Below are 24,807 nucleotides of genomic sequence, written 5' to 3'. Positions count from 1 at the left end.
TTTTTATTTGAGCGGATCGCGCAATTCTACTGACATTCCTGTTCGGTTTAGGCAGTCTTTAAAATTGGCCATGAAGCTCAAAAAAGAAATGAAAGTTTCTGGCCGTACAAGATATGTCATGGTAGGAGCCAAACACGAAACGGATCAACAAGCTGCTCTTACGCTTCGATCACGCTTCAATCATGTTAGGAAAGAAAAAAAGAAAATGACATTCCGCATGGCTGCTCATGTATCAAATGAGCAAAGCGGAAGTGTAATCATTAAGCAGAAATATTGGACGCTTGATGGATCAGTACCGCTCGACGGTTCAAAATATCTAGCTGCCACGTCCAAACAAATAGATTTATAAAGGAGGATCATAATGACTGATCAATTAACCGTTACAACGCTTTATGCTCGCCAACAAATGGCGAAGGCTAGAGCAGAAGGAACGAAGCTCACAAAAGTCGTTAAAATGGCTTTTGGGAATGGTGGAACTAAGGACGGAAAGCCAATCTCCCTTGATGGAACAGAACAAGAATTAAAGAGTGAGCTTGTTCAAAAAGAAATTGATTCGTTTACTTTCATGGAACCAGCAAAAATCCGCTACACCTGCACCATCGCTGAAGGAGAGCTTGCAGGGGAAGTCATCAACGAACTAGCCCTTGTCGACGAAGACGGCAAATTCACCGCCATCCGCACCATGACAGACAAGCAAAAAGATGGTGACATTGAATTCATCTTTGAGATTGATGACATCTATTAAGAAAGGAGCGATCATTGATGGACATTAAATCTCCTAAAGTGTTTGAAACAAGCGACAAAGCTCATGCGGATCTGTTCAATGACATGGTTAAAGTGTTGCTTGAAAATGATTCTGGACTGTTAGGTCAGATCAATGGCCATATTGACGATACCAAGCCGCATGCATCTGAAGCGGAGAAGAAGAAATGGAATGAATCGCAGTTATATAAGATCACAGCTGATGACGGAAAACAGTTAATTGCGGTTCCAACTGATGGAAGAATATTTGATGCGATTAAAGACAAAGGAACTTGTACATTTTATGCTCCATCGGGTGTAGAAGATTCTCCAGCACCTAACAAAGCTGCGTTACGAGGGATTCAAACTGTTGGTCAAAACAACATCGGAACCGGTTTTGCGATAGACACATCAGGTAATGCCTATTACTTCTACTATAATTCTAGCCATATATCTATCACTTGGACGCAGCTTCCAACAACAACTGAAAAAGATAAATGGAATAATGGTCAATTATTTAGATTGACTCAAAACAATGGTAAGCCTATTTATAAAGGGACAAGTGAGACTACAGATTACAACGAGATAACAGATACCGGTTTTTATCTTATCTATAACAAGGGAGTAAACGGGCCTCCATCAACAAATGCATCCTTTATGATTGTAATCAGCTATACGAGTACCCTAATACAAGCCACATATAGCACGGATGGAAAGAAATCTCATTACAGAATCAGAAAAGCCAATTCCGCATGGACTGAATGGACACGAGTTTTGACCGAGGAAGATAAAATACCTCAGAGCGAAATAGACAAATGGAATAACGGGCAGCTTTATAAACTCACACCAGACGATGGTAAAGTGAAAAGGCTGCCGAACGGTACTGATATATTCAAATTACCGACAGGTCCATATATGGGAGCTCAACTTCTTAATGTGCCTGTACAAAATGATGGGAGTTTTTATTACGTTGATGTTTTTGAAACAGGGTATGAACAAAATGGTGTCATATATAAACGAATTATCGCAACAAGATCATTTGATAACATCACTTGGATTGGCACATTCCACGCTCAAGGTTTCAGAGGGTGGGAGAGGGTTATAACCAGCGGAGATGCAAAACTCGACTGGAAGTTCCCCACGATCAGGAACGGGTGGAAAACTTATAAATCTGAGGTCAATAATGATTATCGGGTAAGAGTTGCAAAAGATGCCATGGGAACTGTTTATGTTAGGGGAGCAATTGCTGGAGGAACATTAGGTGATGCACCTGCCTTTACATTACCAGAAGGATGTGAACCACCTTTTCCTCACTATAATCTTGGAGTCGCATCAAGTACCGGTGGTTTTAAAGGGCCTCAATATAGTAGACAATATGTCGCACCTGATGGACGTTTCTGCATACAAGACACCACGAGTAATAAAGACTTCATCGTAGTAAATTGCATGTTTAAGGCAAAGGAGTGAACCGTATGAAACCTATATATGCATTTGATAAAAACAACAAGTATATACCTGGTGTGGATAAAGAAATACCCGATGACGCTGAAATTCCAGAGGGGTTTACGGATGTACAACCTCAAGAAGGGTTATATATAGCGGAATATGATCCCGTAAGCAAAACTTGGAGCGAATCAGCAACCCAAGAATACATTGATAGCTTACAAACAGAACAACCGCCGTATGATATTGATTTACTAAAACAGCAAAATGCGGTGTTAACTAAACAATTGAGTCAGCTTTCAAAAGAAGCAGCTGCAGCTAAATTGCGTGAGGCACAAATGGCAAAACAATTGGCTCAACTTATGACTGAGATTCAGGAGTTGAAGGGTGGTGGAAAATCATGATATATCCAACAGTTGCGGATATAAAGCAGTTTTGGGATTGGCAGTGTTACGGTCCGGAAGACATTGCCTTTTATGTAGAAATCGGTTGGATTAACAAAGAAGACTATCAAGAAATAACGGGAGAACAGTACGAAGCCTAGAGGGGCTTTTTATTTTGCCTTCTTTAAGGGGGTGGACAAAGTGAGGGAGTAGGTGAGTATGGTGGAAATGGATTTGGCTCAATATTTGATGACACAAGGACCCTTTGCGGTTCTTTTTTGTTGGGTTTTGTTTTACGTATTAAACACAACAAAGGAACGAGAAAACAAGCTCAATGAACAAATCGAAGCGCAAAATGAAGTGTTAGCAAAGTTTAGTGAGAAGTATGATGTGGTGATCGACAAGCTCGATAAAATCGAGCGGAATTTAAAATAATAGGAGGAAACATTTATGAAAAACTTCGACAAAGGCACGGTGATCCGCACGGTGCTTCTTTTTATTGCGCTTATCAACCAAACGTTAATTCTATTTGGCAAGCCAATCTTGCCGATCAGTGAGGATCAAGTCACTTCGTTGGCTGAGACATTGTATCTTGCTTTTTCAATGATCTTTACAATCGTAACAACCCTTGTCGCATGGTTTAAAAACAACTATGTGACTGACAAAGGTAAGCAACAAAAAGAAATTTTAAAAGAAAAAGGATTAACGAAGTAAGGAGCTGCCATGAGGTGGCTCTTTTTAATACACCAAAAGGAGACGATGAACGTGGTAAAAATCATTAAAGATCTTATTCCAAAGAGTAACCGCAACAGACCAGGCAACTATATGAAGCCTTTATATATTACGGTTCATAACACAGCTAACACTGACCAAGGAGCAAATGCCTTGCGTCATGTTAATTATGTGAAAAATCCTAATACAGCAACAAGCTGGCACTATACAGTGGATGATAAAGTTATCTATCAACATCTGCCGTTAAATGAAAACGGCTGGCATGCAGGGGATGGCCGAGGAACCGGAAACATGAAGTCAATTGGAATTGAAATTTGTGAAAACGCAGACGGTAATTTTGAAAAAGCGGTTGAAAATGCTCAATGGCTCATTCGTCAGCTGATGACAGAGCAAGGCATTCCATTGGCAAACGTTGTATCACATAAAAGATGGAGTGGCAAAAATTGTCCGCGAAAGCTGCTTAATCGCTGGGACAGCTTCAAAGCGGGGATTGCAACCGCTCATACAGGTAAAAAGGCAACAGCAAAGCCTGTGAAAGCGACACCTGTCAAAAATACTTCATCCAAAAAAACAGCTTCCAAGCCTGCTAAAAAGTCATTTAACTTACCATCTGGCATCATTAAAGTGACCAAGCCTTTGACAAAGGGAGCGGGAGTAAAAGCATTACAGGAGGCGCTGGCTGCTGTCTATTTCTATCCTGAAAAGGGAGCTAAAAACAACGGGATTGACGGCTATTATGGACCCAAAACTGTGAATGCGGTCAAGCGGTTCCAGCTCATGCACGGTCTTATTGCTGACGGCATCTATGGTCCAAAGACTAAAGCAGCTCTTCAAAAAGCATTGAAATAAGTAAATAAAAAAAGACCTCACTTTATGGGGTCAGTCCCCTATATTGGAGGTCTTTTTTATCCCACAAGGATTAGAGGGAATTAATCTTTAATATTTTACCGAATCTCCAAGTGGTAATAACTCAAATTTATAAATAAACACTTTTCCAATTCACTTACATATAGTATGCAGACCACATGTTTACACTTTTGATGACTTAACTTCATTTGGAAAAGAACCTTCTCCTATGGGGAGGTCTTTTCTTTTTTGTGTCTTTGTCTTATTTTTCTTGTGGTTGGGAATCATTCATTTAATTCCCAACTATCCCTACTCTGAAAACTAATAAAGGTCTAAGTAAATAGTGACTGACTCCTAAATCCTTAGCCTTTTTATTCATTTATGCTAAGGAATGTTCCAAACTTAGATGATTTACATAGTATGAACTTGAGGTGATCTTATGAAAAGATGTAGACATTGTGGAAAATCATGTCCATCTAATAAAAGAGGAAGTTGGTATGACTCGCATGAAGATTACGGTTGGGAGTGTGATAGCTGTAAGAGAGTAAGGAAAAATCCATGTTGTGGAAAGGATCCTTGTGTGTGTGTTATTCAAGGTCGACCAGGCAGGAGAGGTCCAGCAGGTCCAGCGGGTCCAGCAGGTGCGGCAGGCCCAGCAGGCGCAACGGGAGCGACGGGTGTAGGTTTAACAGGAATTGTAGCATTTGATCCAGCATCAGCACCAAGTTATCGAGTAGGTCAAGTGGTGACGTCCAATGGTAGCACATATCTAGTGAATACGGCGTCTCCAACAGGAACGCCAGGAACATCACCAGATTACACGTTGATAGCGGGTGCGGGTGTAACAGGAGCGACTGGCGCCACAGGCACTGGCGCAACCGGTTCAAGTGGAGCCACTGGTCCAACAGGAGCGACAGGTGTAGGTTTAACAGGAATTGTACCATTTGATCCAACAACAGCACCTGGTTATCGAGTAGGTCAAGTGGTGACGTCAAATGGTAGTACGTATATCGTGAATACGGCGTCTCCAACAGGCACGCCGGGCACGTCACCAGATTACACGTTGATAGCGGGTGCGGGCGCAACCGGAGCCACCGGTTCAAGTGGAGCGACTGGTTCAAGCGGACCAACAGGTCCAACAGGAGCGACAGGTGTAGGTTTAACAGGAATTGTAGCGTTTGATCCAGCAGCAGCAGCAGGTTATCCAGTAGGTCGAGCGGTGACGTCTAATGGAAGCACATATCTAGTGAATACGGCGCCTCCAACAGGCACGCCAGGAACATCACCAGATTATACATTGATAGCGGGTGCGGGTGCAACCGGAGCAACAGGAACAGGAGCAACCGGCGCAACTGGAGATACAGGCGCAACCGGAGCCACCGGCGCAATTGGAGATACAGGCGCAACCGGAGCGACAGGAGTCACAGGAGCGACAGGAGTCACGGGAGTCACCGGAGCAACCGGCGCAACTGGAGATACAGGCGCAACCGGAGTCACGGGAGCCACAGGAGCAACAGGAGATACAGGCGCCACTGGAGCAACCGGAGCCACAGGAGATACGGGTCCAACGGGAGCAACCGGAGTCACGGGAGCCACAGGAGCAACAGGAGATACAGGCGCCACTGGAGCCACAGGAGCAACCGGAGCCACAGGAGCAACGGGAGCAACCGGAGCCACAGGAGCAACCGGCGCAACGGGAGCAACCGGAGCCACAGGTCCAACAGGCGCGACTGGAGCACTTTCAACAGCTATTGGTTCCACTAGCTCAGAGGTTACACAAACAGTTGCTAACGGTGCTCCTTTCTCATTAGCTGGAAATCAGTTTCTTGACAACGTGACTTTTACTGCTCCAGATACTTTTACTGTACAACAAAGTGGTAATTATTATATATCTGCACAAGTTACTGCAACTGCTGGGCAAGCAGGCCCAATTAGTATAGGTGTTTCAACTAATGGTGGTCCGGCTACCCCAGGTACTGCAAATGGTAGAGTCAACGGAACTTCTACAGGTGAACAAGTATCGGCTATAGGTTATACAGGCGTCGTACCCGCAGGAACGACGTACAGGCTAATCAATAATAGTGGGCAAACAATTACAACAGATCAATTAAGATTTACCATTACCAAAATCAGTAATTAAATTTCTGGAAATCTTAATAGATTCATCGGAGAAACAATATGACCCTAAATTATACCTAGTGAAACTGGGAAAGATTTAGGGTCAGAATGGTTTACACAAATTACTTTACAATATTGATTTATTTAATAAATTAGGTTCTTCAGTTAATGTTGAAATGTAAGGATCAGGATTGTAACAATAGAAGTGTGTTTGATTAGTCCACTAAAGTTCTTTATTGAGGTCTTCTAAGGGTATTAGTTGTTTTAAAGAATTTATTGAGTAGGATACTATGGTATTGGTTATCAATTGCTCTTACGGTGATTACAGTAGCAGGAGTGTACAGTATCTCGACTGATCAAAACACGACATTGATACAAAAAATCGATCGAAACACGACTATGATCGAACGTTATACAACTTCAGAAAACGTATAGGTAAAATTAAAACAGACCCTGCATGGTCTGTTTTTTTATGGGGACGGATTGGGGACGAATTAGGGACGAACAAAAATTGGCGACCTCGTTCTACGCTTTTCTAAACCATTAACACAATAAGCGAAACCTTATTAGAACAGGTTATTCCATACTAACGTTTTCTACGACTTTTTATGTCATCCTCCTTTAAAAGAAAATGCTCGACCATTAAATGATTGACTGCATCAGAGGTATGAATGACTTGATTGGCGCCAGCACGCTCGGCATTTTTCACATATCGATCTGTTAAGATTTCAATTAAACAGTAGAGCGAGGGATTTAATCCTTTTGCTGCAAGTAATGTTAAAACACTCTGCATATCAGCTGTCACTTCATTCTCGTGCTGATCTGCGGTAATCATCAGTGCATCTGCACCTGAAATATTGGCTTTGCGAAGTGTGCCATCCTCGGTGCCGTGTCCTTTAATAAAATGAACATTCTCTAGAAGAGGTCCTTCCTTCAAGGAGTCATCAATCAGCACAATCGGCATAGCTGGGTCAATCATTTGAAATGACTGAAGCAGTTTGTTCGTTTTCTCATTCCAGCCGATAATGATGAGATGTCCCTTCCCCTTAAAAGCAACCTTTCCTTCTACATAATGGTGCTGCTTGCTGAACACAGCGGCGGCAAGCGTAGCAAAATAAGCTGTGACAAAGCTTGCGCCGATAAAAATTAGAGCCATACCCGCGACTTGTCCTGGCATGGTTTGCGGCACAAAATCACCATAGCCCACTGTAGATACTGTAATGACTGCCCACCAGATTCCATCAAAGATTGTATGATACTGCTTCGGTTCGAGAAAAACGATTAATTGTCCGAAAAAAAGAAGTAAGAAACAAATGATGACGACAATTCGAAGATAAAGTGGCCACCTTAGCCAAGCGATAAAGATACGGTTTGATTTCATCGGACTCTTCCTTTCAGGAGACTGCTATTGTCAGTATGCCCGATTGAGGAACATTTTTTCATCTTCGTCATGTAGTTCCCATATCTTAAAATAAGAGAGAAGAAGGAGGGAATGCGAATGTCGTTCGTTCAAAAGACCGTACTTCTTTTTATCGGTGCTCATTTTTTATCATCAGCGGTGATCTTACTTGTGTTTGACTTAAATGCGGTGAATCATTTTATGAATGATTTTTCATGGCTGCACTTTTTTCAAGATTTATACGGAACGGTCACCTTTTATACAGCATGCTTAGGTGTATTCTTCTTTTTCATTGGCACGGTGATCCCACTTAAAAAGACCTAGTGCTTTTTTCTGTACACCTTACATAAAAGTCATTAAAATTGTAAATAAATATATAAAATAAAAAGGAAGCTGATGAGCATGCTGTTTTTTTATTTTTTAACTTTTGCCGCATTGGGATTATCATTTTGGGCACAATTTAAAGTAAAGAATAATTTTGAAAAGTATTCAAAGGTTGAAGCATCTAGTATGAAAACAGGTGCGGAAACCGCTCGACATATTTTAGATCGCAACGGGTTATACGACGTGCCTGTTGAACCGGTAAGAGGAACTTTGACTGATCATTACGACCCGACGCAGCGTGTGGTTCGCTTATCTGAACCTGTGTACTACGGCCATTCCATTTCGGCCATTTCAGTCGCATCACACGAGGTTGGACATGCCTTGCAGCATCAGGAGTCCTATGGTGCGCTTGTCTTGAGACATAAGATCTTTCCTGTCGTGAACTTTGCATCTGGTGTTGCCCCGCTTCTTTTCCTTGGTGGAATCTTACTTGGCAGCCTTAACTTAATCGGGCTTGGGATCATTTTGTTCTCAGCGGCTGTGTTCTTTCAGCTTGTGACATTGCCTGTCGAGTTTAATGCAAGTTCTCGTGCGAAAGATATCATTGTTTCAGAAGGAATCATTAGAAGCAGTGAAGAAAGAGGCGTGAACAAGGTGTTAAATGCGGCAGCTCTTACGTACGTCGCAGCTGCCCTTGTCTCCTTGTTTGAATTGCTCCGTTTTGTAATGATCTTCCTAAATGGCCGTAATGATTAATTGATGCCAGAGGAGGTGAGCCCTTACCGTTGTTAGGTAAGGGTTTTTTTGTATATTTTAAACGTATTTTTAGTCATATTACTCATTGCTGCGACAGCGTTTTTTGTTGTCACTGAATTTGCGATTGTGAAAATTAGAGGCTCTAAAATCAATCAGCTGATTGAAAGCGGTGATAAGAGAGCCATTCACGTACAAAAGCTCATATCAAATCTCGACGAATATTTATCTGCGTGTCAGCTCGGCATTACCATCACGGCTTTAGGCTTAGGGTGGCTGGGCGAGCCGACGGTCGAGCATTTTCTGCATCCGCTGTTTGAGGAGTTGGGGCTTCATTCCGCATTAACCGACATCCTATCGTTTATCATCGCATTTGTGATCATTACGTTTTTACATGTCGTTGTGGGAGAACTAGCGCCTAAAACGATTGCCATTCAAAAGGCAGAAGCAGTCAGCCTTGTGACAGCAAAGCCACTCATCTTTTTCTATAGAGTCATGTACCCGTTTATTAAAGCATTAAATGGGGCGGCACGAGGCATTGTGAAATTATTCGGTTTTCATTCTGTTAAAGAACATGAAGTGGCGATCAGTGAGGAAGAATTGCGCCTTATTTTATCTGAAAGCTATGAGAAGGGCGAGATTAACCAATCTGAGTACAAGTATGTGAATAAAATTTTTGAATTTGATAACCGAGTGGCGAGAGAGATTATGATCCCTCGTACAGAAATTTCAGCGATAGAGATTGAACAGACACTTGATGATGTGACGCATTATATGCTAAACGAAAGATACACACGTTACCCCGTCATAAAAGAAGATAAAGATCATGTGATTGGTGTCATCAATAGCAAAGATGTGTTTAAGGCGAGTTTCCTCAATCAAGATGTGACGATTGAAGACTTAATGCGTCCAGTCATTCGGGTGATTGAAAGTACACCTGTTCAAGAATTGCTCATTTTGATGCAAAAGGAACGAATTCATATGTCCGTGCTCGTAGACGAATATGGAGGAACAGCCGGGCTTGTCACAGTAGAGGACATCTTAGAGGAAATCGTGGGCGAAATTCGTGATGAATATGATCAGGATGAAACACCTCATATCGTCAAAAAAGGTGACTTCCACTATGTCATGGATGGAAAAGCCTTGATTGATGAAGTAAATGATTTATTGGATTTAGCGATAGATAATGATGATGTTGATACAATTGCTGGCTGGATGATGACACATAAATTTGATATTGAAATTGGCGATACGATTGAAGCAGAAGGCTGTGAATTTACCATCATAGATGCGGAAGACCATCATATTCGGACCATTGAAATCAAAAAGATCCACTTTTCCTAAAAACCTCGTAACTCTTGACGAGGTTTTTTTACTTGGTAAACTTTAGTTAAGATAATGCCGTCTACTTATCAACAGTGATTGACTTCACATAAAAAGGGTATGGTTTATAGAAATGAAAAAAGGAGCCGCTCATATGAAGAAAATCAATATTCAAACAAATAGACGCGATGAGATGATCGACGTGACCAGCGAGGTCCATCAATATGTCAAGGAAACAGGTAGTCAAAACGGAAGCGTCATCGTTTACTGTCCCCATACGACAGCAGGGATAACCATTAATGAAAATGCGGACCCAGATGTGAAACGAGATATGCTTCGGAGGCTTGACGAAGTCTTTCCATGGGAACATCCGAAGGACCGCCATATGGAAGGAAATACAGCCGCCCATATGAAAGCTAGCTATATGGGTGCCTCGCAGCATGTTCTCATCCATCATGGTGATCTTGTCCTTGGCACATGGCAGGGAATTTATTTCTGTGAATTTGACGGGCCGAGACATCGCCATTTTTATATACAGGTGTCATCAAACGAGTAAGAGGTGGGGGAAATAAATGGGGGATATCACGAAATTACTGCAAATCAAATATGGGATCATCCAAGCACCAATGGCAGGAGGTGCCGTGACACCGCAGCTGGTAGCCGCTGTTTCTCAATGCGGGGGACTTGGCAGTTTGGCAAGTGGATATGTGCAGCCTGACCATTTGAGGCAGAAGATCAAACAAGTCAAACAGCTGACCACTCGCCAGTTCCAGGTCAATGTATTTGTACCAGAGTCGATTTCTGAAGTCAAAAAAGAGGATGTTGCATTCTGGGAGAAGAAACTGCCAGCAAGACCATCAGCTGATAGCCTGCCGAGTGAAAAGGAATTGTGGCATGATTTTGAACAGAAAATCAACATTCTATTGGAAGAAGACGTACCGATTGTGTCCTTTACCTTCTCTTGTCCAAATGAAAAAACGATACATCGCTTAAAACAAAAGGGGATCTTTTTAATCGGAACCGCCACAACAAAAGAGGAAGCACTGCTTTTAGAGGAAAAAGGGATGGATGCCATTGTTCTGCAAGGAAGTGAAGCAGGAGGTCACCGAGGCACCTTTTTACCTGCAAAAGGAGATGCTCTTGTGGGATTATTTAGCCTGTTCTCTGACGTTAAGCCGATCTGTCATGTACCATTGATCGCCGCAGGCGGGATTACAGATCGAGCAGGTGTGGAAGCCGCTCTAGCGCTTGGAGCAGATGCGGTTCAAGTTGGCACACGATTTTTAGCCAGTCAGGAAAGTGCTGCGGCAGACGTATATAAAAAGGCAATTTTACATGCAGAAAGCAGTGAAACAAAGATCACGAGGCTTTTTTCAGGGAAAAGAGCAAGAGGTATAGTGAATCAGTGGATGGAGCAAGAAAGACAAAATGAAGATAGGGTTCTTCCTTATCCGGTTCAGCATGTATGGACGACACCAATGCGAAAAGCAGCCGCTGCGGCGGGAAATCCTGATCTAATGGCCCTTTGGGCAGGACAGGGCGTTGGCCGTATTCACTCGATTTTAACCGTTGAGGAGATCATGCAAGAACTGACGCACATATAAAATCATGTTGGGTGGTGTGAAAGGGTGGACATTTTAAGACATTCATACCGAAAAAAAGGACAAATTGAATTTTGGTTTGATGAATTTCCGCACTCTCCTGCCGTCCTTACGCCCATTCGTCATTACTACTTTGTTCGTTATGTAAAATGGAGCCGGCACGATCCGCCGGTCACAAGAAAAGATTTAGAAAAAATGGAGATCCTTGCGAACACGATGCTTGGTACACTACAAGATTATCGTAAGCGCAAGGCATACAAAAGCCCCTTGTCATAACCACTAGACAAGAGGCTTTTTTTAGCTGCCAAACATTTGCCTGAGATAAATCACATCCATCCGGGTGGTCTGTGGCAATAGATAAGCAGATTGAACAGCACCTGGCCGCCTTCTCTTATTCAATTTATCAATAATTTCTGCCGCTGTTAAAATCCCAAGTCCATGTCCGTAATATTGATCTTCTCCTAAGTAAATCACATTTTCCCCGCGCCACTGTGACTGCTGATAGCTAAACTCTGGATTCTCGAAATATAAACAATCCCCATAGATAAATTCATTCCCGCGCTCTGTATAAATCGACAATGTATCATAATGCCAGTCATACAAGGTGAGACTGCGAAGCCTTCGGTTAAACTTCTCGTCTCCTACCGTTTGCAAGACGCCCATATAAAAGACGATGACAATGGCGGTGGCACATTCAAATGCATATTGTGAGCCATTTTCAAAAATGTCTTTAATGCCCCTAGATGGTTCGACTTGATAGCGCAGCTCTAATGCTCCTGCTTCAGATACGCGCCAAAAGGCGTCATTTGCACGAGACCTTTGAAAGATAGCAAATGAAGCACCACTTTTATTCAAGTCTCTTGCAGCATTCATAATGTTCGATCTCAATGTCACTTCAAATAACAAATCAGATGCTTGCCTGTAGCGGAACGTATCATTTGAGGCTTGTAACTGCATCAGAATGATCCGCTTTTGTCCTTCTAGCTGAAATGAAGCCAGTTGTTCATTTGTCACTGGCTGTCCTGAAAGGATAATCATATGAAAAGCGCCCCCTTTTGTATTAGCGTATGCAAGGTGCTTGGGCAAGGAATCAATTTGTGGAAATAAACAAAAAGGCATCCTTTTTATTTGAAAAACATGAAAATAATATGAACCTGTCCGATATATAACATATCGTTTAAAAGGAGGAAAAACATGAAAAATGCACTAAAATGGTTGAAAAAACCATCGATTTCTAAGAGACTGATTATTTCATTCACTCTCGTTCTTGTCTTGCCAATTATTACACTCAGTACGATTTCATATCAGATTGCCAAAGAAGAATTAGATCATGAAATCATGTACGGAGCAAATGCAAGAGTCAATGAACTGAATGACATGATTGAGCAAAAGCTTGTGAATAAGGAAAATGCAGTCAAACTGTTTACTGAAACATCTTCTGCTGCAGACTTTAAGAAAAACAATCAGGATGAACTGTATGAGCATTTCGAGATATACAGTAAAATCAATGATGAAGATGTGGTTGGGTTTTATGCAGCGAGTAAAAAGCGTGATTTCATTCAGTTTCCTAAAGTAGACATGCCAAAAGGCTATGATCCAACAACGCGCGATTGGTATCAACTAGCTATGCAGGATGACAGTGGTAAGCCAGTCGTTACCAATCCATACATCTCTGCTACAACAAACGGCATGGTTGTCACGATTGCCCAGCGTCTGAAGGATGGATCGGGAGCGATCGGAATTGACATTGATGTGCAAGACATTGTCGATAAAATCAAAGACATTAAAATTGGACGAGAAGGATATCCAATTATTGCAAATAGAAACAAGCAAATTGTAGCCCATCCAGAAGAAAAATCAGGATCTAAGGTCACTGAAAATATTTCATCTATCCTTTACAGCGGAAAAGAAGGAACGTCAACTTATGAGAATAAAGGAGAACAAAAACGTCTCGTTTTTGTGACAAATGATTTAACAGGTTGGAAAATTGCTGGAACGATGTTTGTATCAGAAACAGAAGAAGCAGCACAGCCAGTTTGGAATTCTGCCATTATTCTTTTAATTTCTTCTTTTATCCTTGGCGGTATTGCGATCTTCTTTATCGTTCGCTCCATTACAATTGGACTTCGAAAGCTTGTTGATTTCTCAGAAAAGGTGAGCGAAGGTGATTTAACCGAAACCCTTGAAACCAAATCGAAGGATGAAATTGGAGATCTCACAAGAAGCTTTAGCAAAATGAGTGAATCCCTTCGTGACGTCATTCGAGCAGTACAGCAATCTGTTGACAATGTGGCTTCCGCTTCCGAGGAGCTGACGGCTAGTGCCAGCCAAACAAGTCAAGCAACCGAGCATATCACAATGTCGATTGAACAATTTTCAAATGGAAATGACGCACAAAACGAGAAAGTCGAATCTAGTACGAATCAGCTTGTGGCAATGAATGAAGGATTACAAGGCATGTCACAAACGTCATCAGAAGTGGCTTCTGTCTCACTTCAATCGACAGAGGCAGCTGGTCAAGGCGGCCGAATTGTTGAAAGCACAGCGAGCCAAATGAAACATATAGATACATCTGTACAAGAAGCAGAACAAGTCATGAAGCAATTAGAATTTAAGTCTAAAGATATTACAAGCATTTTAAACGTCATTAACGGCATTGCAGATCAAACGAATCTTCTTGCGTTAAATGCAGCGATCGAAGCAGCAAGAGCAGGAGAATCAGGACGCGGCTTCTCTGTCGTGGCAGAAGAAGTGAGAAAACTAGCTGTTCAATCGGCAGACTCAGCGAAAGAAATAGAAAAGCTCATTCAAGAAATTGTGTTAGAAATTGCTAAATCTCAAGATATGTTCAAAACGGTCAATCGAGAAGTACATGCAGGACTTGGTATGACAGAGGAAGCAAAAGAAAGCTTCCAGAACATATATGAGGCGGCAGAAGGAATGTCGAAAAAACTGACGCAATTAAACGATACAGCCATTGATCTATCGAGCGGTTCGAAGCTAGTCTCACAAGCTATGCAGGAGATGCGCCAAGTCTCTAGAGAAAGTGCGGCAAACATTCAAGACATTGCGGCTTCTGCTGAAGAGCAATTGGCCTCTATGGAAGAAATTTCATCTTCTTCCGTGACACTTGCTAACATGGCAGAGGAACTAAAAGAGCTCACAAGTCAATTCAAAATTGATTAAAAATGATGAAAAAATACCCAGAATTGTTTGGGTATTTTTTTTATGTTTAAACAGCATGTCTAGCCTGTAAAATTAAACCTTTCATCCGATAATAACTTTAGAGAAGTAAAGGGGGAAAGAGAAAATGGGAAAAATGATCCAATGGTTAAAAAAACCATCCATTTCAAAAAAATTAATCATGGCTTTTTTGGTAGTCCTTATCCTGCCAACCACTGCACTGACAATTAGTGCATTTTTTACATCAAAGACAGAGCTAGACAAACAGATTATGGGCAGTGCAATGAGTCAAGTCAATGCATTTGATACTTTAATCAATGAGAATATAGGAAATAAAGCAGATGCTGTGGCTCTGTTTACAGATTCACTCAAAGCGTCTAATCTCCAAGAAAAAAATAGAAGTGCGACCATTAAAGAATTGCAGCAATTTGGAAAAATTAATGAAAAAGATGTTTCCGCTATCTATGCAGGCTCCGAAAAAGGATTGTTTATGCAATATCCTGTTCAAAAGATGCCTGATGGCTACGATCCAAGAGAGCGCCCATGGTATCAAGAAGCGCTCAAGGCAGAAAACGGCAAACAAGTCATCACAAAACCATATGTAGCAGCTTCTACAGGCAAGGTGGTCATCACCATTACTCAAAAAATGAAAGATGGCTCAGGTGTTATTGGACTTGATATGGAAATTGACACCCTGATTCAAAAGTTAAAAGAAATCAAAATTGGGCAAAAAGGCTATGCCTTCATCATGGAGAAAGATAAAACAGTTTTAGCAGATCCGACCGAAAAGGCAGGAAGTCAGGTCAATGAGAATCTAGCCAAAATTATTTATCAAAACAAAGAAGGAAGCGGCAGCTACACACTCAAAGACATAGATAAAAAGGTTGCGTATGTGACCAACGAATTAACTGGCTGGAAAATTGGTGGAACGATGCTCGTATCAGAAGTAGAAGATGCAGCAAAGCCCGTGTTCCATACAGCCCTTATTGTGTTCAGTGTGACGCTTATCGTAGCAGGTACCCTCATCTTCTTTATCGTCCGCTCTATATCTAAAAGATTATCCAACCTTGCCCGCTTCTCGAAAAAAGTCAGCGAAGGTGATTTGCGCGATAAGCTTCAGATCCAATCAGATGACGAAATTGGCCAAGTTGGGAAAGGCTTTAATACAATGATTGACTCATTAAGAACCCTCATTGGTGCCGTCCAAACCTCAGTCGAAAATGTCGCTTCTTCCTCAGAAGAACTGACCGCTAGCGCAGGGCAAACAAGTAAAGCAACAGAGCATATAACACTAGCCATTGAACAATTCTCAAATGGAAATGAAAGTCAAAATGACAAAGTCGAATCTAGCTCAGAAGAGTTAGATGAAATGAACCGTGGCCTTCAGCACATGAATGAGTCGGCTGAATCCATTACTGCTTCATCGATCAAATCAACAGATATCGCAGGGGAAGGCGGACAGCTTGTCGAAAAAACAGCTTCTCAAATGAATGTCATTGATCAGTCCGTGAAAAAAGCAGAGAACGTCATCAGCGCTCTTGAAAGTAAATCAAAAGACATTACACAAATTCTAGGTGTCATCAATGGAATTGCCGACCAAACGAATCTACTTGCGCTAAATGCAGCAATTGAGGCAGCAAGAGCTGGGGAATCCGGCAGAGGCTTCTCCGTTGTAGCAGAAGAAGTAAGAAAACTAGCTGTTCAATCAGCCAATTCGGCGAAAGAAATCGAGAATTTGATTAAAGAAATCGTTCAAGACATCGATGTATCACAGGAAGTATTCACTGCGGTGAATCGAGAAGTTCAATCAGGCTTAAGCTTCACTGAACAAACAAGAGTCAGCTTCCACAATATTTTCGAAACGACAAAAGAAATTTCTGACAAGCTTCAAACAATGAATCAAACAGTTGTTCAGCTTTCAAATGGCTCTGCACATGTGTCAGAGGCTGTCCGTGAGATTGCAGACGTCTCACGTGAAAGCTCCGCAAACATTCAAGACATTGCGGCTTCAGCGGAAGAACAGCTCGCATCTATGGAAGAAATCAGCTCCTCCTCTGCTACACTTTCATCAATGGCAGAAGAATTGCGTGATTTAATCAGCAAATTTAAAGTCGAATAGACAGAATAAAAAAGAGCCCTTCAGCTAAAGGGCTCTTTTTCCATTGAGTAAATCAAAAGAATTAGGTAAATCTACTTATTTTGATTAGATTTTGAACATTAAGCCTTGAAAAATAATTCATATTACCTAAGAATAGAAGGGAAAGACCACAAATCATAATTCAAAAGGAGTAGAGTCATGAAAAAAATCAACTTTTTTAAGCACTTTACAATGTCGAAGAAATTAATTACTGCATTCTTAGCGATTCTCCTAGTGCCAATTCTCGTATTGGCAGCATTTTCTTATGAAGTGGCATCCAAATCTCTCAATGATGAGATTATGTCTAGTGCTGCAAATGGTGTTCAGCAATTAAACGAACTGATTAATAAAGATGTACAGCCTAAAATTGATATCGTTTCTTATTTGTCCAAATCAGTGAAAAAGAGCGAATTGACTTCTAAAAACAAGGATTTACTTAAGGTCAAATTAGAGCAATTATCGGAAACCGACGAAGAGATTGTGGAAGTATTCATTGCAGATCAAAATGGTAAACTAACCAAATATTCCGAGATTCATAAAGATAGTGCCGCGAGTGCAAAAAACGAACCTTGGTTTCAACAATCGATGGGAGATAAGAAACTCATCATTTCAGACCCTTTTGTCGACAAGTCATCTGATGACCTGCTCATCACAATATCAGAACAGTTAGCAGATGGATCTGGTGTGATTGGGATCAACATGCGCTTGAACACGATCATAAAAGATGCAAACAGCATCAAGATTGGTAAAGAAGGGTATGCGTTTGTTGCGACTCCTGATCAGCATTATATTGCCCATAAAACAGACAAGCCTGGGGAGAAATTGACAGGTGATTTCATCACGAAGTTGTATGATAAAAAACAAGGCAGCTTCAAATATGAATACAATGGACAGCCTAAGCAAATGTTTTTTGACACAAATGAATCAACAGGTTGGAAGCTGGCTGGAACGATGTATGTTGGCGAAATTCAAGAAGCTGCACAGCCAGTACTCGACTTAACAATGATCATACTGGCAGTTGCGATTGCCATAGGCGGAATCGCGATTTATTTTATTATTAAATCAATCCGAAAGCCACTGATAGCGCTCTCTGAATCGGCTGAGAAAATCAGTCAGGGTGATCTGACCCAGCATATTGAAGTTCGTACGCACGATGAAATCGGAAAGCTTGCGCAAAGCTTTAACGACATGTCAGCAAAGCTGAAACAAGTCATACAAGCTGTCCAAAATTCCATTGAAAATGTGGCCGCCTCTTCTGAAGAGTTAACAGCCAGTGCGGGACAGACCGCTCAAGCCACTGAGCATATCACATCATCTATTGAACAGTTCTCAAACAGCAATGAACATCAAAATGATATGATCGAAAAAAGCTCAGTCCAGTTGAACGAAATGGATCGCAGTTTGTCCCATATGGTCAATACGACCTCTCATATGATGGAATCGTCGATTGATTCAAGCAAAACGGCTCAGGCTGGTGGAGAACTTGTTCAAAAAACAGCAGGGCAAATGCAAACCATCGAGCAGGCAGTAAAAGAAGCAGAGCTTGTGATTCAAGGCTTAGAGCAGAAATCAAAGGATATAACGAACATTCTGGGGGTCATTAACGGCATTGCCGACCAGACCAATCTCCTAGCTTTAAATGCTGCGATAGAAGCCGCACGAGCAGGAGAAGCAGGTAGAGGTTTCTCTGTTGTTGCAGAAGAAGTTCGTAAGCTGGCAGAGCAATCAGGAAGCTCATCAAAGGAAATTGAAAGCCTGACGAACGAGATTGTAGAGGAAATTGAAAAATCTCAGAACATGTTTAAACAAGTAGCGGGTGAAGTACAATCTGGATTAAATATTACAGATGAAACGAAAATTAGCTTTGAGAAAATCACCGATAAAACATCAGAAATGACAGAACAAATGAAACAAATGAACGGAACGGCCAAAGAACTCTCGCATGGCTCAAATGATATTTCACATGCGGTGAATCAAATCAAAGAGCTTTCAAGAGAAAGCTCCGCAGGCTTCCAAGATATCGCAGCATCTGCAGAAGAACAGCTGGCATCTATGGAAGAAATCAGTTCCTCCTCTGCTACGTTATCTCAGATGGCAGAAGAGCTAAGAGAGCTCATTAAACAATTTAAAATATAAGAGTATAGGGAAGCACCTGACGTTTTGGCGTCAGGTGTTTTTTCCGTTCAATACATATAATTTGGGTATTTTGGTCTTATTTAGACTTTAATAAGTTAAAAAAGTAAACAACCTAGTAGTACTTCCGATATATATACTATCTTACTAAAAGGAGTTTTCTTTTTTATGAAATTCATACAGTATTTCAGAAAGCCATCTATTTCAAAAAAGCTCGTACTCTCTTTCTTATTTATTCTTTTATGTCCAATCATTGTGTTGGCATTCTCTTCATATCATACGGCGAGTACTTCTTTAAATGATCAAATCATGCAAAGTGCAAAGGAAAATGTCGAACAGCTAGACAAAAATATTACGAAGGTTGTGAAAGTGAAAACAGACGCAGCCGATTTCTTTAGCAAATGGATCACGGAGAAAAAGCTTAAGCAAAAAGGCACGACAGATATTCAAGGGCGCTTTGAGCAGTTCATGAGTATGAATGATGACACAGAAGGTATTTTTGTCGCTTCAAGTGATGGCAAAGTGTTTTCGAGATATCCTAACAAAAAAATGCCTGCTGACTATGTCGCAACGGAGCGGGATTGGTATAAAGACGGCTGGGCGAAAAATGGAGAGCTGTCTGTTTCAGCACCCTATCCAACAGCTTCTACAGGTACGCTTGTCGTCACCATCTCTAAAAAGTTAGAGGACGGATCAGGAGTCATTGCAATGAACCTAGACATTGCGAATCTAGTAAAAGAATCAAATAGCATAAACATTGGGAAACAAGGCTATGCCTTTATCGGAAGTCCAGATCGCACCTTTGTGGCCCATCCTACGAAAAAAGCTGGAACAAAATTATCTGGTGAATGGCTAGAAAAGCTTTATTCACAAGATGAAGGTTCTATGAGTTATATGTTTGAAGGAAAAGAAAAGCAAATGGAATTCACCACAAACAAAGCGACGGGCTGGAAAATTGTCGGTACGATGTTTGTGACAGAAGTGGAAGAAGCTGCACAGCCAGTCTTTAACATGGCCGCTATCATTTTAGCTGGCGCGCTCATCATTGGTGGGATTCTAATCTTCTTGATTATCCGTTCCATTACAAAACCACTTTCTATACTTGTTTCTTCTTCAAAGAAGATCAGTGAGGGAGATTTAACAGAAAAAATTGATGTCCAGTCAAAAGATGAGATTGGACAGCTAGGCACAAGCTTTAATGAGATGAGTGAGTCATTAAGAGATGTCATCCAAGCAGTACAAACATCTGTAGAAAATGTGGCTTCTTCATCTGAAGAACTGACGGCAAGCGCAGGTCAAACGACAAAAGCAACCGAACATATTACATCATCTATTGAAACTTTCTCAAACGGCAACGAAAATCAAAGCGAAATGGTGGAGCAAAGTGCGGCTCATTTAAAACAAATGAATGAAGGACTGAACGAAGTCGCAGAAACATCTGATGTCATCACAGCGTCATCGATTCAATCAAGAACAGTCGCCGAATCAGGTGGACAGCTTGTGGAGCAAACCGTTGGCCAAATGAAGACGATCGACCATTCAGTGAAAGAAGCTGAAGGGGTAATCAACGGACTAGAGCATAAATCAAAAGACATCACAAACATCCTAGGCGTAATTAACGGCATTGCGGATCAAACGAATTTACTTGCACTCAATGCAGCCATTGAAGCAGCACGTGCAGGTGAGTCAGGCAGAGGCTTCTCTGTTGTTGCAGAGGAAGTGCGTAAACTTGCAGTTCAATCATCAGATTCAGCAAAAGAGATTGAAAAGCTTGTGAAAGAAATCGTATCTGAAATCGAAACATCTCAAAATATGTTCAAATCAGTAAATGAAGAAGTGAAGAATGGTCTTTCCATTACAGATCAAACGAAAGAAAGCTTTTCACAAATTAATCAGCAAACAGCGGAGATCGCTACAAGAATTAATGACATGAATACAACAGTACGCGAGCTTTCAAAAGGATCTGAGCAAATTTCAAAAGCAGTGAATGAAATTGAAGATGTATCACGAGAAAGTTCAGCAAGCATCCAAGATATCGCTGCATCTGCTGAAGAGCAGCTTGCCTCTATGGAAGAGATTAGTTCTTCTTCTACGACTCTTTCCCAAATGGCGGAAGAATTACGTGATTTAATTAAAAAGTTCAAGATCAACGAATAAGATCAAGTGGTTCTCCTCAAGGGGAACCGCTTTTCTTTTTAAGCAATCATCTCGTACAATAGAGGAAATCGAAAGAATAGGAGAGATGTTATGCGTTTATCAGATAAGAAGGTCATTGCGCTAGTCAGTGATGATTTTGAAGATTTAGAGCTATGGTATCCGGTTCTGCGCTTAAGAGAAGAAGGGGCAACTGTGCACCTTGTAGGAGAAAAAGCAAATCATGAGTACATCGGGAAGTATGGTGTGCCGGCTGTATCTGATAAGGATTTTTATTCCATTCGAGCAGATGAATATGATGCCGTGCTTGTCCCAGGAGGTTGGGCGCCAGATAAACTGCGCCGTTATCCAGAAGTGTTAAATATCGTTCGTTCATTTGATGAAAAGGCGAAACCAATCGGGCAGATTTGCCATGCTGGCTGGGTGCTGATTTCAGCAGGAATCCTGCAAGGCAAAAAGGTGACAAGCACACCTGGTATTAAAGATGATATGACAAATGCTGGAGCGGACTGGTTTGATGAAGCAGTCGTCACAGATGGTCACATCATCTCGAGCAGACGTCCGCCAGATCTCCCTCCATATGTGAAAGCATTTGCGGATGTGTTAGCGGCAACATAATCAATGGACTCAAAATAAAAAAACAAAGGGCGAACTTGCACATCATGTTCACCCTTTGTTCATCATTTCATGTCCCATTCATTTTATCTATCGGCAGGAAACCTCACGCCCATTTGTTTTCTCGCCTCATCCATGACAGACATGGTTTGAACAGATAAGGCAAATGTATTGACCGGAGACTGACTCATTCCTTGCTGAATACACTCAATAAAATGACAGATTTCATAATACATCGCTGGCTGATCATCTTTGAGAGAGATATCGGTATGGTGTCCTTGCCGATCATGGATCGTGATATGCGAAGGACGGTGGAATTGATCAATCACCATCGTCGCATCCACTCCTTGAATTTCCGCAGATAGATGAGACGTTGAAATTTTAGAATGAAATAGGAGTGCTTGATGCCCTTCATATTGCATAAGAACAGAGCCGCTCCCATCTACACCAGAAGAAAGCTTGTAGCCTCTGGCGGTGATTTGATTCGGCAGACCAAATAAATAGATCACTGGGTAGACGAGATACACACCGATATCCATTAAAGAGCCATTGGATAATTCAGGCTTAAAAGCGTTTGGAATCTCGCCATTTCGATAGGCATCGTATCTTGAAGAATATTTACAGTAATGAGCAACCACTTGCCGAATGGGTCCGAGCTGATCAAGATGCTGTTTGATTTGAAGGAAGTTGGGCAGAAATGTCGTTTTCATCGCTTCCATCAAACACACTTGATGTTTTTTTGCTGTAGCAATCATCTCTTCCACTTCTTTTCGGTGTGAGGCAAATGGTTTTTCGCATAAAACATGCTTTTGATGCTCCATCATCAACATAGCCTGCTCCTTATGAAGGGCATTTGGACTCGCAATATACACAGCATCAAACGCATCACTTTCTGCCATTTCATGTAAGTTCGTAAAAACTGTACCAATACCGTATTTTTCGGCAAATGCCCCGCCCTTTTCAGCGGACCGTGAATAGACGGCTGTACATGTAAAATCAGCTACTTCTTCACCGGCCTGTAAGAATCGATCGGTAATCCAGTTCGTTCCGATAACAGCAAATCGAATCATGTCGTTCCCTCCTTCTACTTTTCTCTGATTATACATCCTTTGAAAGCGTTTGTATGAAAGAACATTCTTTTTATTGAAAAGCGGATGAAACCTTTATATAGGCTGATGCGTCTTACATAAAGGATATAAATGTACGAAAAGTGGGTAGTTTCTTCCTTCATTCGGGTAATACTCTGATAGAAGGGAGAGGAGGAAACGACCATGAAGCGCGTCCTACATATAGGAAGTACATACGTCTTTGCGCTTTTATTCATAGGAGCTGGTATTTTTCATGTCATAGAGCCGAGCGGCTTTGCTCGTATGATGCCAGGCTGGCCATTTCCATATGTAATGATCTATGCGACGGCATGTCTAGAATGGCTACTGGCTATCTTGCTCCTTTTGCCCAATGTCAGGATCGTAGCAGCAAAAACCATTGCTGTCTATCTTGTCCTCATTTTCCCTGCAAACTTATTTGCTGCACGAGAGGGAATTCCATTTCCAGGTCAAGAAAGCACAGATCAGTCTTTGCTATGGATAAGACTGATAGGACAGCCAATTCTGATTATATGGGTGATGTCCATTGCAAAATGGGAAAAAAAGCTGAAACAATGATCACCAAATCATGATCAGGTAGTGTACAATTTATTCATAAAATAGCCCGAGTTTGGAGGAACGATATGAATTCTATGCAAATGTGGAGCAGTCGATTTAGAAAATTTTTTCTTGATAACAAGTTTGTTCTCTTTTTACTCGTCCTGCTATTAATCGGATTGAATATCCTTGTTTTCATGAAAACATCCTTTATTTTCACACCGCTCATTGTACTCGTCAAAACCATTGCCTTACCGATTATTTTAACGGGGGTCGTGTATTATTTATTAAACCCGATTGTCAATTTGTTAGAGAGGTTTAGAGTGAAACGGATCTTTTCGATTTTGCTTTTATATATTGTCATTATTGGCATGATTACAGTAACGATTGTGTCTATTATTCCGTTTTTACAAGCGCAAATGATGAGTCTGTTTCATAACCTACCGAAATATGTTGATACGGTAGAAGATCAGATTAGACAACTAACGGGAAGCAACTTCATTACTCAAGCGCAAAAAAACATGAATTTTAACGTCTCTGAATTGGTAAGCAAAGCGTCAAGTCAAGCGACGAAAATTTTGGAAAGTACCTTTACAGGAGTGGGGACATTCTTAGGGGCGCTCACTGAAATCATCATCTCGATCGTGACCGTTCCGTTCATTCTGTTCTATTTATTAAAAGACGGTAAAAAATTACCTGACTATTTCCTAAAATTTATTCCGAATAAGTTTAGAGAACATACACATATCGTGCTTCACGAAATGAACCATCGCCTGAGCTCTTATATTCTTGGACAGATCATTGTCAGCTTCTGTATTGGTGTGCTTCTTTTAATCGGTTATCTGATTATTGGACTTGACTATGCGTTACTACTGGCCATCATTGCGGCATGTACAAGTGTAGTACCTTACCTTGGTCCGACGATTGCGATTACACCAGCAATTGTCATTGCACTTGTGACATCACCAGTGATGCTTTTAAAACTGATCATTATCTGGACAGTGGTACAGCTCATTGAAGGGAAATTTATTTCACCTCAGGTCATGGGGAAAAACCTTCATATCCACCCGATCACGATCATCTTTGTTCTCTTAACAGCAGGTAAATTATTTAGCGTAGTCGGCATCATTGTTGCGATTCCGACATATGCCGTCCTGAAGGTCATCACGACCCACTTGTTTGATTGGTTCAAAATGCGATCCAATTTGTATAAAGAAGAAAAGGTTTAATGTCATAATCTTTTTTTGAAAAAAATATAGTATCATAAAGACGAGCTTTC

23 protein-coding genes and 5 pseudogenes are annotated in these 24,807 nt (G+C 41.3%); 25 read left to right on the top strand and 3 right to left on the bottom strand.

The window, feature by feature from the left end:
• Positions 1 to 361 precede the first annotated feature (361 nt).
• The 8 genes from NKR21_RS15815 (at position 362) to NKR21_RS15780 (ending at position 6,285) form a co-directional block, all read left to right on the top strand.
• Positions 362 to 745 (top strand): phage tail-collar fiber domain-containing protein, encoded by a 384-nt coding sequence (locus NKR21_RS15815; RefSeq protein ID WP_144456256.1) that lies wholly within the window; start codon positions 362 to 364, stop codon positions 743 to 745.
• A 17-nt stretch (positions 746 to 762) separates the two neighbouring features.
• Positions 763 to 2,208, top strand: coding sequence for a pyocin knob domain-containing protein (locus NKR21_RS15810; RefSeq protein ID WP_253602542.1), 1,446 nt, complete (start codon positions 763 to 765; stop codon positions 2,206 to 2,208).
• 5 nt (positions 2,209 to 2,213) lie between these two features.
• Positions 2,214 to 2,588: a hypothetical protein gene (locus tag NKR21_RS15805; protein ID WP_144456254.1), complete on the top strand. Its 375-nt coding sequence runs from the start codon at positions 2,214 to 2,216 to the stop codon at positions 2,586 to 2,588.
• Positions 2,585 to 2,728, top strand: coding sequence for an XkdX family protein (locus NKR21_RS15800; RefSeq protein WP_186299636.1), 144 nt, complete (start codon positions 2,585 to 2,587; stop codon positions 2,726 to 2,728). Before NKR21_RS15805 ends, NKR21_RS15800 begins: the two co-directional genes overlap by 4 nt.
• A gap of 61 nt (positions 2,729 to 2,789) precedes the next feature.
• The gene (locus NKR21_RS15795; protein ID WP_025092921.1) at positions 2,790 to 3,002 is read left to right on the top strand and encodes a BhlA/UviB family holin-like peptide; all 213 of its coding nucleotides are present in this window, start codon (positions 2,790 to 2,792) and stop codon (positions 3,000 to 3,002) included.
• A 15-nt stretch (positions 3,003 to 3,017) separates the two neighbouring features.
• Positions 3,018 to 3,281: a phage holin gene (locus NKR21_RS15790; RefSeq protein ID WP_144456252.1), complete on the top strand. Its 264-nt coding sequence runs from the start codon at positions 3,018 to 3,020 to the stop codon at positions 3,279 to 3,281.
• A 51-nt stretch (positions 3,282 to 3,332) separates the two neighbouring features.
• Positions 3,333 to 4,148, top strand: coding sequence for a peptidoglycan recognition protein family protein (locus NKR21_RS15785; RefSeq protein WP_144456250.1), 816 nt, complete (start codon positions 3,333 to 3,335; stop codon positions 4,146 to 4,148).
• Between the two features lie 577 nt (positions 4,149 to 4,725).
• Positions 4,726 to 6,285: a collagen-like protein gene (locus NKR21_RS15780; RefSeq protein ID WP_222117051.1), complete on the top strand. Its 1,560-nt coding sequence runs from the start codon at positions 4,726 to 4,728 to the stop codon at positions 6,283 to 6,285.
• Between the two features lie 597 nt (positions 6,286 to 6,882).
• On the opposite strand, the pseudogene NKR21_RS15775 reads toward NKR21_RS15780, so the two are convergent.
• Positions 6,883 to 7,644: pseudogene (locus tag NKR21_RS15775) on the bottom strand (ion channel); the annotation flags it as partial.
• 117 nt (positions 7,645 to 7,761) lie between these two features.
• Here NKR21_RS15775 and NKR21_RS15770 point away from each other — a divergent pair.
• The 6 genes from NKR21_RS15770 (at position 7,762) to NKR21_RS15745 (ending at position 11,939) form a co-directional block, all read left to right on the top strand.
• The gene (locus NKR21_RS15770; RefSeq protein ID WP_012011076.1) at positions 7,762 to 7,986 is read left to right on the top strand and encodes a YuzI family membrane protein; all 225 of its coding nucleotides are present in this window, start codon (positions 7,762 to 7,764) and stop codon (positions 7,984 to 7,986) included.
• 81 nt (positions 7,987 to 8,067) lie between these two features.
• Complete coding sequence (locus NKR21_RS15765; RefSeq protein WP_041816317.1) at positions 8,068 to 8,742, top strand: zinc metallopeptidase; 675 nt, start codon at positions 8,068 to 8,070, stop codon at positions 8,740 to 8,742.
• Between the two features lie 48 nt (positions 8,743 to 8,790).
• Complete coding sequence (locus NKR21_RS15760; RefSeq protein WP_012011074.1) at positions 8,791 to 10,083, top strand: hemolysin family protein; 1,293 nt, start codon at positions 8,791 to 8,793, stop codon at positions 10,081 to 10,083.
• 133 nt (positions 10,084 to 10,216) lie between these two features.
• The gene (locus NKR21_RS15755) at positions 10,217 to 10,618 is read left to right on the top strand and encodes a secondary thiamine-phosphate synthase enzyme YjbQ (RefSeq protein WP_012011073.1); all 402 of its coding nucleotides are present in this window, start codon (positions 10,217 to 10,219) and stop codon (positions 10,616 to 10,618) included.
• Positions 10,619 to 10,634: 16 nt separating this feature from the next.
• The gene (locus tag NKR21_RS15750) at positions 10,635 to 11,666 is read left to right on the top strand and encodes an NAD(P)H-dependent flavin oxidoreductase (protein WP_144456246.1); all 1,032 of its coding nucleotides are present in this window, start codon (positions 10,635 to 10,637) and stop codon (positions 11,664 to 11,666) included.
• 24 nt (positions 11,667 to 11,690) lie between these two features.
• On the top strand, positions 11,691 to 11,939 hold the full coding sequence (locus NKR21_RS15745) for a hypothetical protein (protein WP_012011071.1): 249 nt from the start codon (positions 11,691 to 11,693) through the stop codon (positions 11,937 to 11,939).
• A 21-nt stretch (positions 11,940 to 11,960) separates the two neighbouring features.
• Here the strand turns inward: NKR21_RS15745 and NKR21_RS15740 are convergent, their stop codons facing one another.
• Positions 11,961 to 12,701: a protein-glutamine gamma-glutamyltransferase gene (locus NKR21_RS15740; RefSeq protein ID WP_144456244.1), complete on the bottom strand. Its 741-nt coding sequence runs from the start codon at positions 12,699 to 12,701 to the stop codon at positions 11,961 to 11,963.
• A gap of 156 nt (positions 12,702 to 12,857) precedes the next feature.
• On the opposite strand from NKR21_RS15740, the pseudogene NKR21_RS21420 reads away from it, so the two are divergent.
• The 9 genes and pseudogenes from NKR21_RS21420 to NKR21_RS15715 all read left to right on the top strand — a co-directional run.
• Positions 12,858 to 13,907: pseudogene (locus NKR21_RS21420) on the top strand (cache domain-containing protein); the annotation flags it as partial.
• Positions 13,899 to 14,849 (top strand): methyl-accepting chemotaxis protein, encoded by a 951-nt coding sequence (locus NKR21_RS21415; RefSeq protein ID WP_390801478.1) that lies wholly within the window; start codon positions 13,899 to 13,901, stop codon positions 14,847 to 14,849. The pseudogene NKR21_RS21420 and the gene NKR21_RS21415, both read left to right, overlap by 9 nt.
• A gap of 124 nt (positions 14,850 to 14,973) precedes the next feature.
• Positions 14,974 to 16,020, top strand: a pseudogene (locus tag NKR21_RS21410) (cache domain-containing protein); the annotation flags it as partial.
• Positions 16,015 to 16,965, top strand: a complete 951-nt coding sequence (locus tag NKR21_RS21405; RefSeq protein ID WP_372585417.1) for a methyl-accepting chemotaxis protein — start codon at positions 16,015 to 16,017, stop codon at positions 16,963 to 16,965. The pseudogene NKR21_RS21410 and the gene NKR21_RS21405, both read left to right, overlap by 6 nt.
• Before the next feature lie 177 nt (positions 16,966 to 17,142).
• A pseudogene (locus NKR21_RS21400) lies at positions 17,143 to 18,180 on the top strand (HAMP domain-containing protein); the annotation flags it as partial.
• Positions 18,172 to 19,119 carry a methyl-accepting chemotaxis protein gene (locus tag NKR21_RS21395; RefSeq protein ID WP_372585418.1) on the top strand — a complete coding sequence of 316 codons (948 nt, stop codon included), beginning with the start codon at positions 18,172 to 18,174 and terminating at the stop codon, positions 19,117 to 19,119. The pseudogene NKR21_RS21400 and the gene NKR21_RS21395, both read left to right, overlap by 9 nt.
• A gap of 165 nt (positions 19,120 to 19,284) precedes the next feature.
• Positions 19,285 to 20,328, top strand: a pseudogene (locus NKR21_RS21390) (HAMP domain-containing protein); the annotation flags it as partial.
• Complete coding sequence (locus NKR21_RS21385) at positions 20,320 to 21,273, top strand: methyl-accepting chemotaxis protein (protein WP_391509412.1); 954 nt, start codon at positions 20,320 to 20,322, stop codon at positions 21,271 to 21,273. The pseudogene NKR21_RS21390 and the gene NKR21_RS21385, both read left to right, overlap by 9 nt.
• A gap of 90 nt (positions 21,274 to 21,363) precedes the next feature.
• On the top strand, positions 21,364 to 21,888 hold the full coding sequence (locus NKR21_RS15715) for a type 1 glutamine amidotransferase domain-containing protein (protein ID WP_144456235.1): 525 nt from the start codon (positions 21,364 to 21,366) through the stop codon (positions 21,886 to 21,888).
• Between the two features lie 83 nt (positions 21,889 to 21,971).
• Here the strand turns inward: NKR21_RS15715 and NKR21_RS15710 are convergent, their stop codons facing one another.
• A complete protein-coding gene (locus NKR21_RS15710) occupies positions 21,972 to 22,955 on the bottom strand; it encodes a Gfo/Idh/MocA family protein (protein WP_144456233.1) in 984 nt (327 codons plus the stop codon).
• Positions 22,956 to 23,156: 201 nt separating this feature from the next.
• Between NKR21_RS15710 and NKR21_RS15705 the strand changes: the two genes are divergently transcribed.
• Both NKR21_RS15705 and NKR21_RS15700 read left to right on the top strand, forming a co-directional pair.
• The gene (locus NKR21_RS15705; protein WP_012011062.1) at positions 23,157 to 23,549 is read left to right on the top strand and encodes a DoxX family protein; all 393 of its coding nucleotides are present in this window, start codon (positions 23,157 to 23,159) and stop codon (positions 23,547 to 23,549) included.
• Between the two features lie 65 nt (positions 23,550 to 23,614).
• Positions 23,615 to 24,757: an AI-2E family transporter gene (locus tag NKR21_RS15700; RefSeq protein ID WP_144456231.1), complete on the top strand. Its 1,143-nt coding sequence runs from the start codon at positions 23,615 to 23,617 to the stop codon at positions 24,755 to 24,757.
• Positions 24,758 to 24,807: the final 50 nt, after the last annotated feature.

Origin of the sequence: Bacillus sp. 1735sda2, from assembly GCF_024159245.1 — a bacterium.
Lineage (GTDB): Bacteria > Bacillota > Bacilli > Bacillales > Bacillaceae > Bacillus > Bacillus pumilus_O.
Note: the sequence above shows the minus strand (reverse complement) of the source record. Positions and strands in the feature narration are given on the sequence as shown.

What these genes read in the sequence shown, in the direction of transcription:
- NKR21_RS15740 (WP_144456244.1), bottom strand. Translation starts at nt 12,701, where the DNA reads ATGATTATCCTTTCAGGACAGCCAGTGACAAATGAACAACTGGCTTCA.
- NKR21_RS15750 (WP_144456246.1), top strand. Translation starts at nt 10,635, where the DNA reads ATGGGGGATATCACGAAATTACTGCAAATCAAATATGGGATCATCCAA.
- NKR21_RS15710 (WP_144456233.1), bottom strand. Translation starts at nt 22,955, where the DNA reads ATGATTCGATTTGCTGTTATCGGAACGAACTGGATTACCGATCGATTC.
- NKR21_RS15770 (WP_012011076.1), top strand. Translation starts at nt 7,762, where the DNA reads ATGTCGTTCGTTCAAAAGACCGTACTTCTTTTTATCGGTGCTCATTTT.
- NKR21_RS15755 (WP_012011073.1), top strand. Translation starts at nt 10,217, where the DNA reads ATGAAGAAAATCAATATTCAAACAAATAGACGCGATGAGATGATCGAC.
- NKR21_RS15790 (WP_144456252.1), top strand. Translation starts at nt 3,018, where the DNA reads ATGAAAAACTTCGACAAAGGCACGGTGATCCGCACGGTGCTTCTTTTT.
- NKR21_RS15715 (WP_144456235.1), top strand. Translation starts at nt 21,364, where the DNA reads ATGCGTTTATCAGATAAGAAGGTCATTGCGCTAGTCAGTGATGATTTT.
- NKR21_RS15700 (WP_144456231.1), top strand. Translation starts at nt 23,615, where the DNA reads ATGAATTCTATGCAAATGTGGAGCAGTCGATTTAGAAAATTTTTTCTT.
- NKR21_RS15805 (WP_144456254.1), top strand. Translation starts at nt 2,214, where the DNA reads ATGAAACCTATATATGCATTTGATAAAAACAACAAGTATATACCTGGT.
- NKR21_RS21415 (WP_390801478.1), top strand. Translation starts at nt 13,899, where the DNA reads ATGAGTGAATCCCTTCGTGACGTCATTCGAGCAGTACAGCAATCTGTT.
- NKR21_RS21405 (WP_372585417.1), top strand. Translation starts at nt 16,015, where the DNA reads ATGATTGACTCATTAAGAACCCTCATTGGTGCCGTCCAAACCTCAGTC.
- NKR21_RS15810 (WP_253602542.1), top strand. Translation starts at nt 763, where the DNA reads ATGGACATTAAATCTCCTAAAGTGTTTGAAACAAGCGACAAAGCTCAT.
- NKR21_RS15800 (WP_186299636.1), top strand. Translation starts at nt 2,585, where the DNA reads ATGATATATCCAACAGTTGCGGATATAAAGCAGTTTTGGGATTGGCAG.
- NKR21_RS15815 (WP_144456256.1), top strand. Translation starts at nt 362, where the DNA reads ATGACTGATCAATTAACCGTTACAACGCTTTATGCTCGCCAACAAATG.
- NKR21_RS21385 (WP_391509412.1), top strand. Translation starts at nt 20,320, where the DNA reads ATGAGTGAGTCATTAAGAGATGTCATCCAAGCAGTACAAACATCTGTA.
- NKR21_RS15705 (WP_012011062.1), top strand. Translation starts at nt 23,157, where the DNA reads ATGAAGCGCGTCCTACATATAGGAAGTACATACGTCTTTGCGCTTTTA.
- NKR21_RS21395 (WP_372585418.1), top strand. Translation starts at nt 18,172, where the DNA reads ATGTCAGCAAAGCTGAAACAAGTCATACAAGCTGTCCAAAATTCCATT.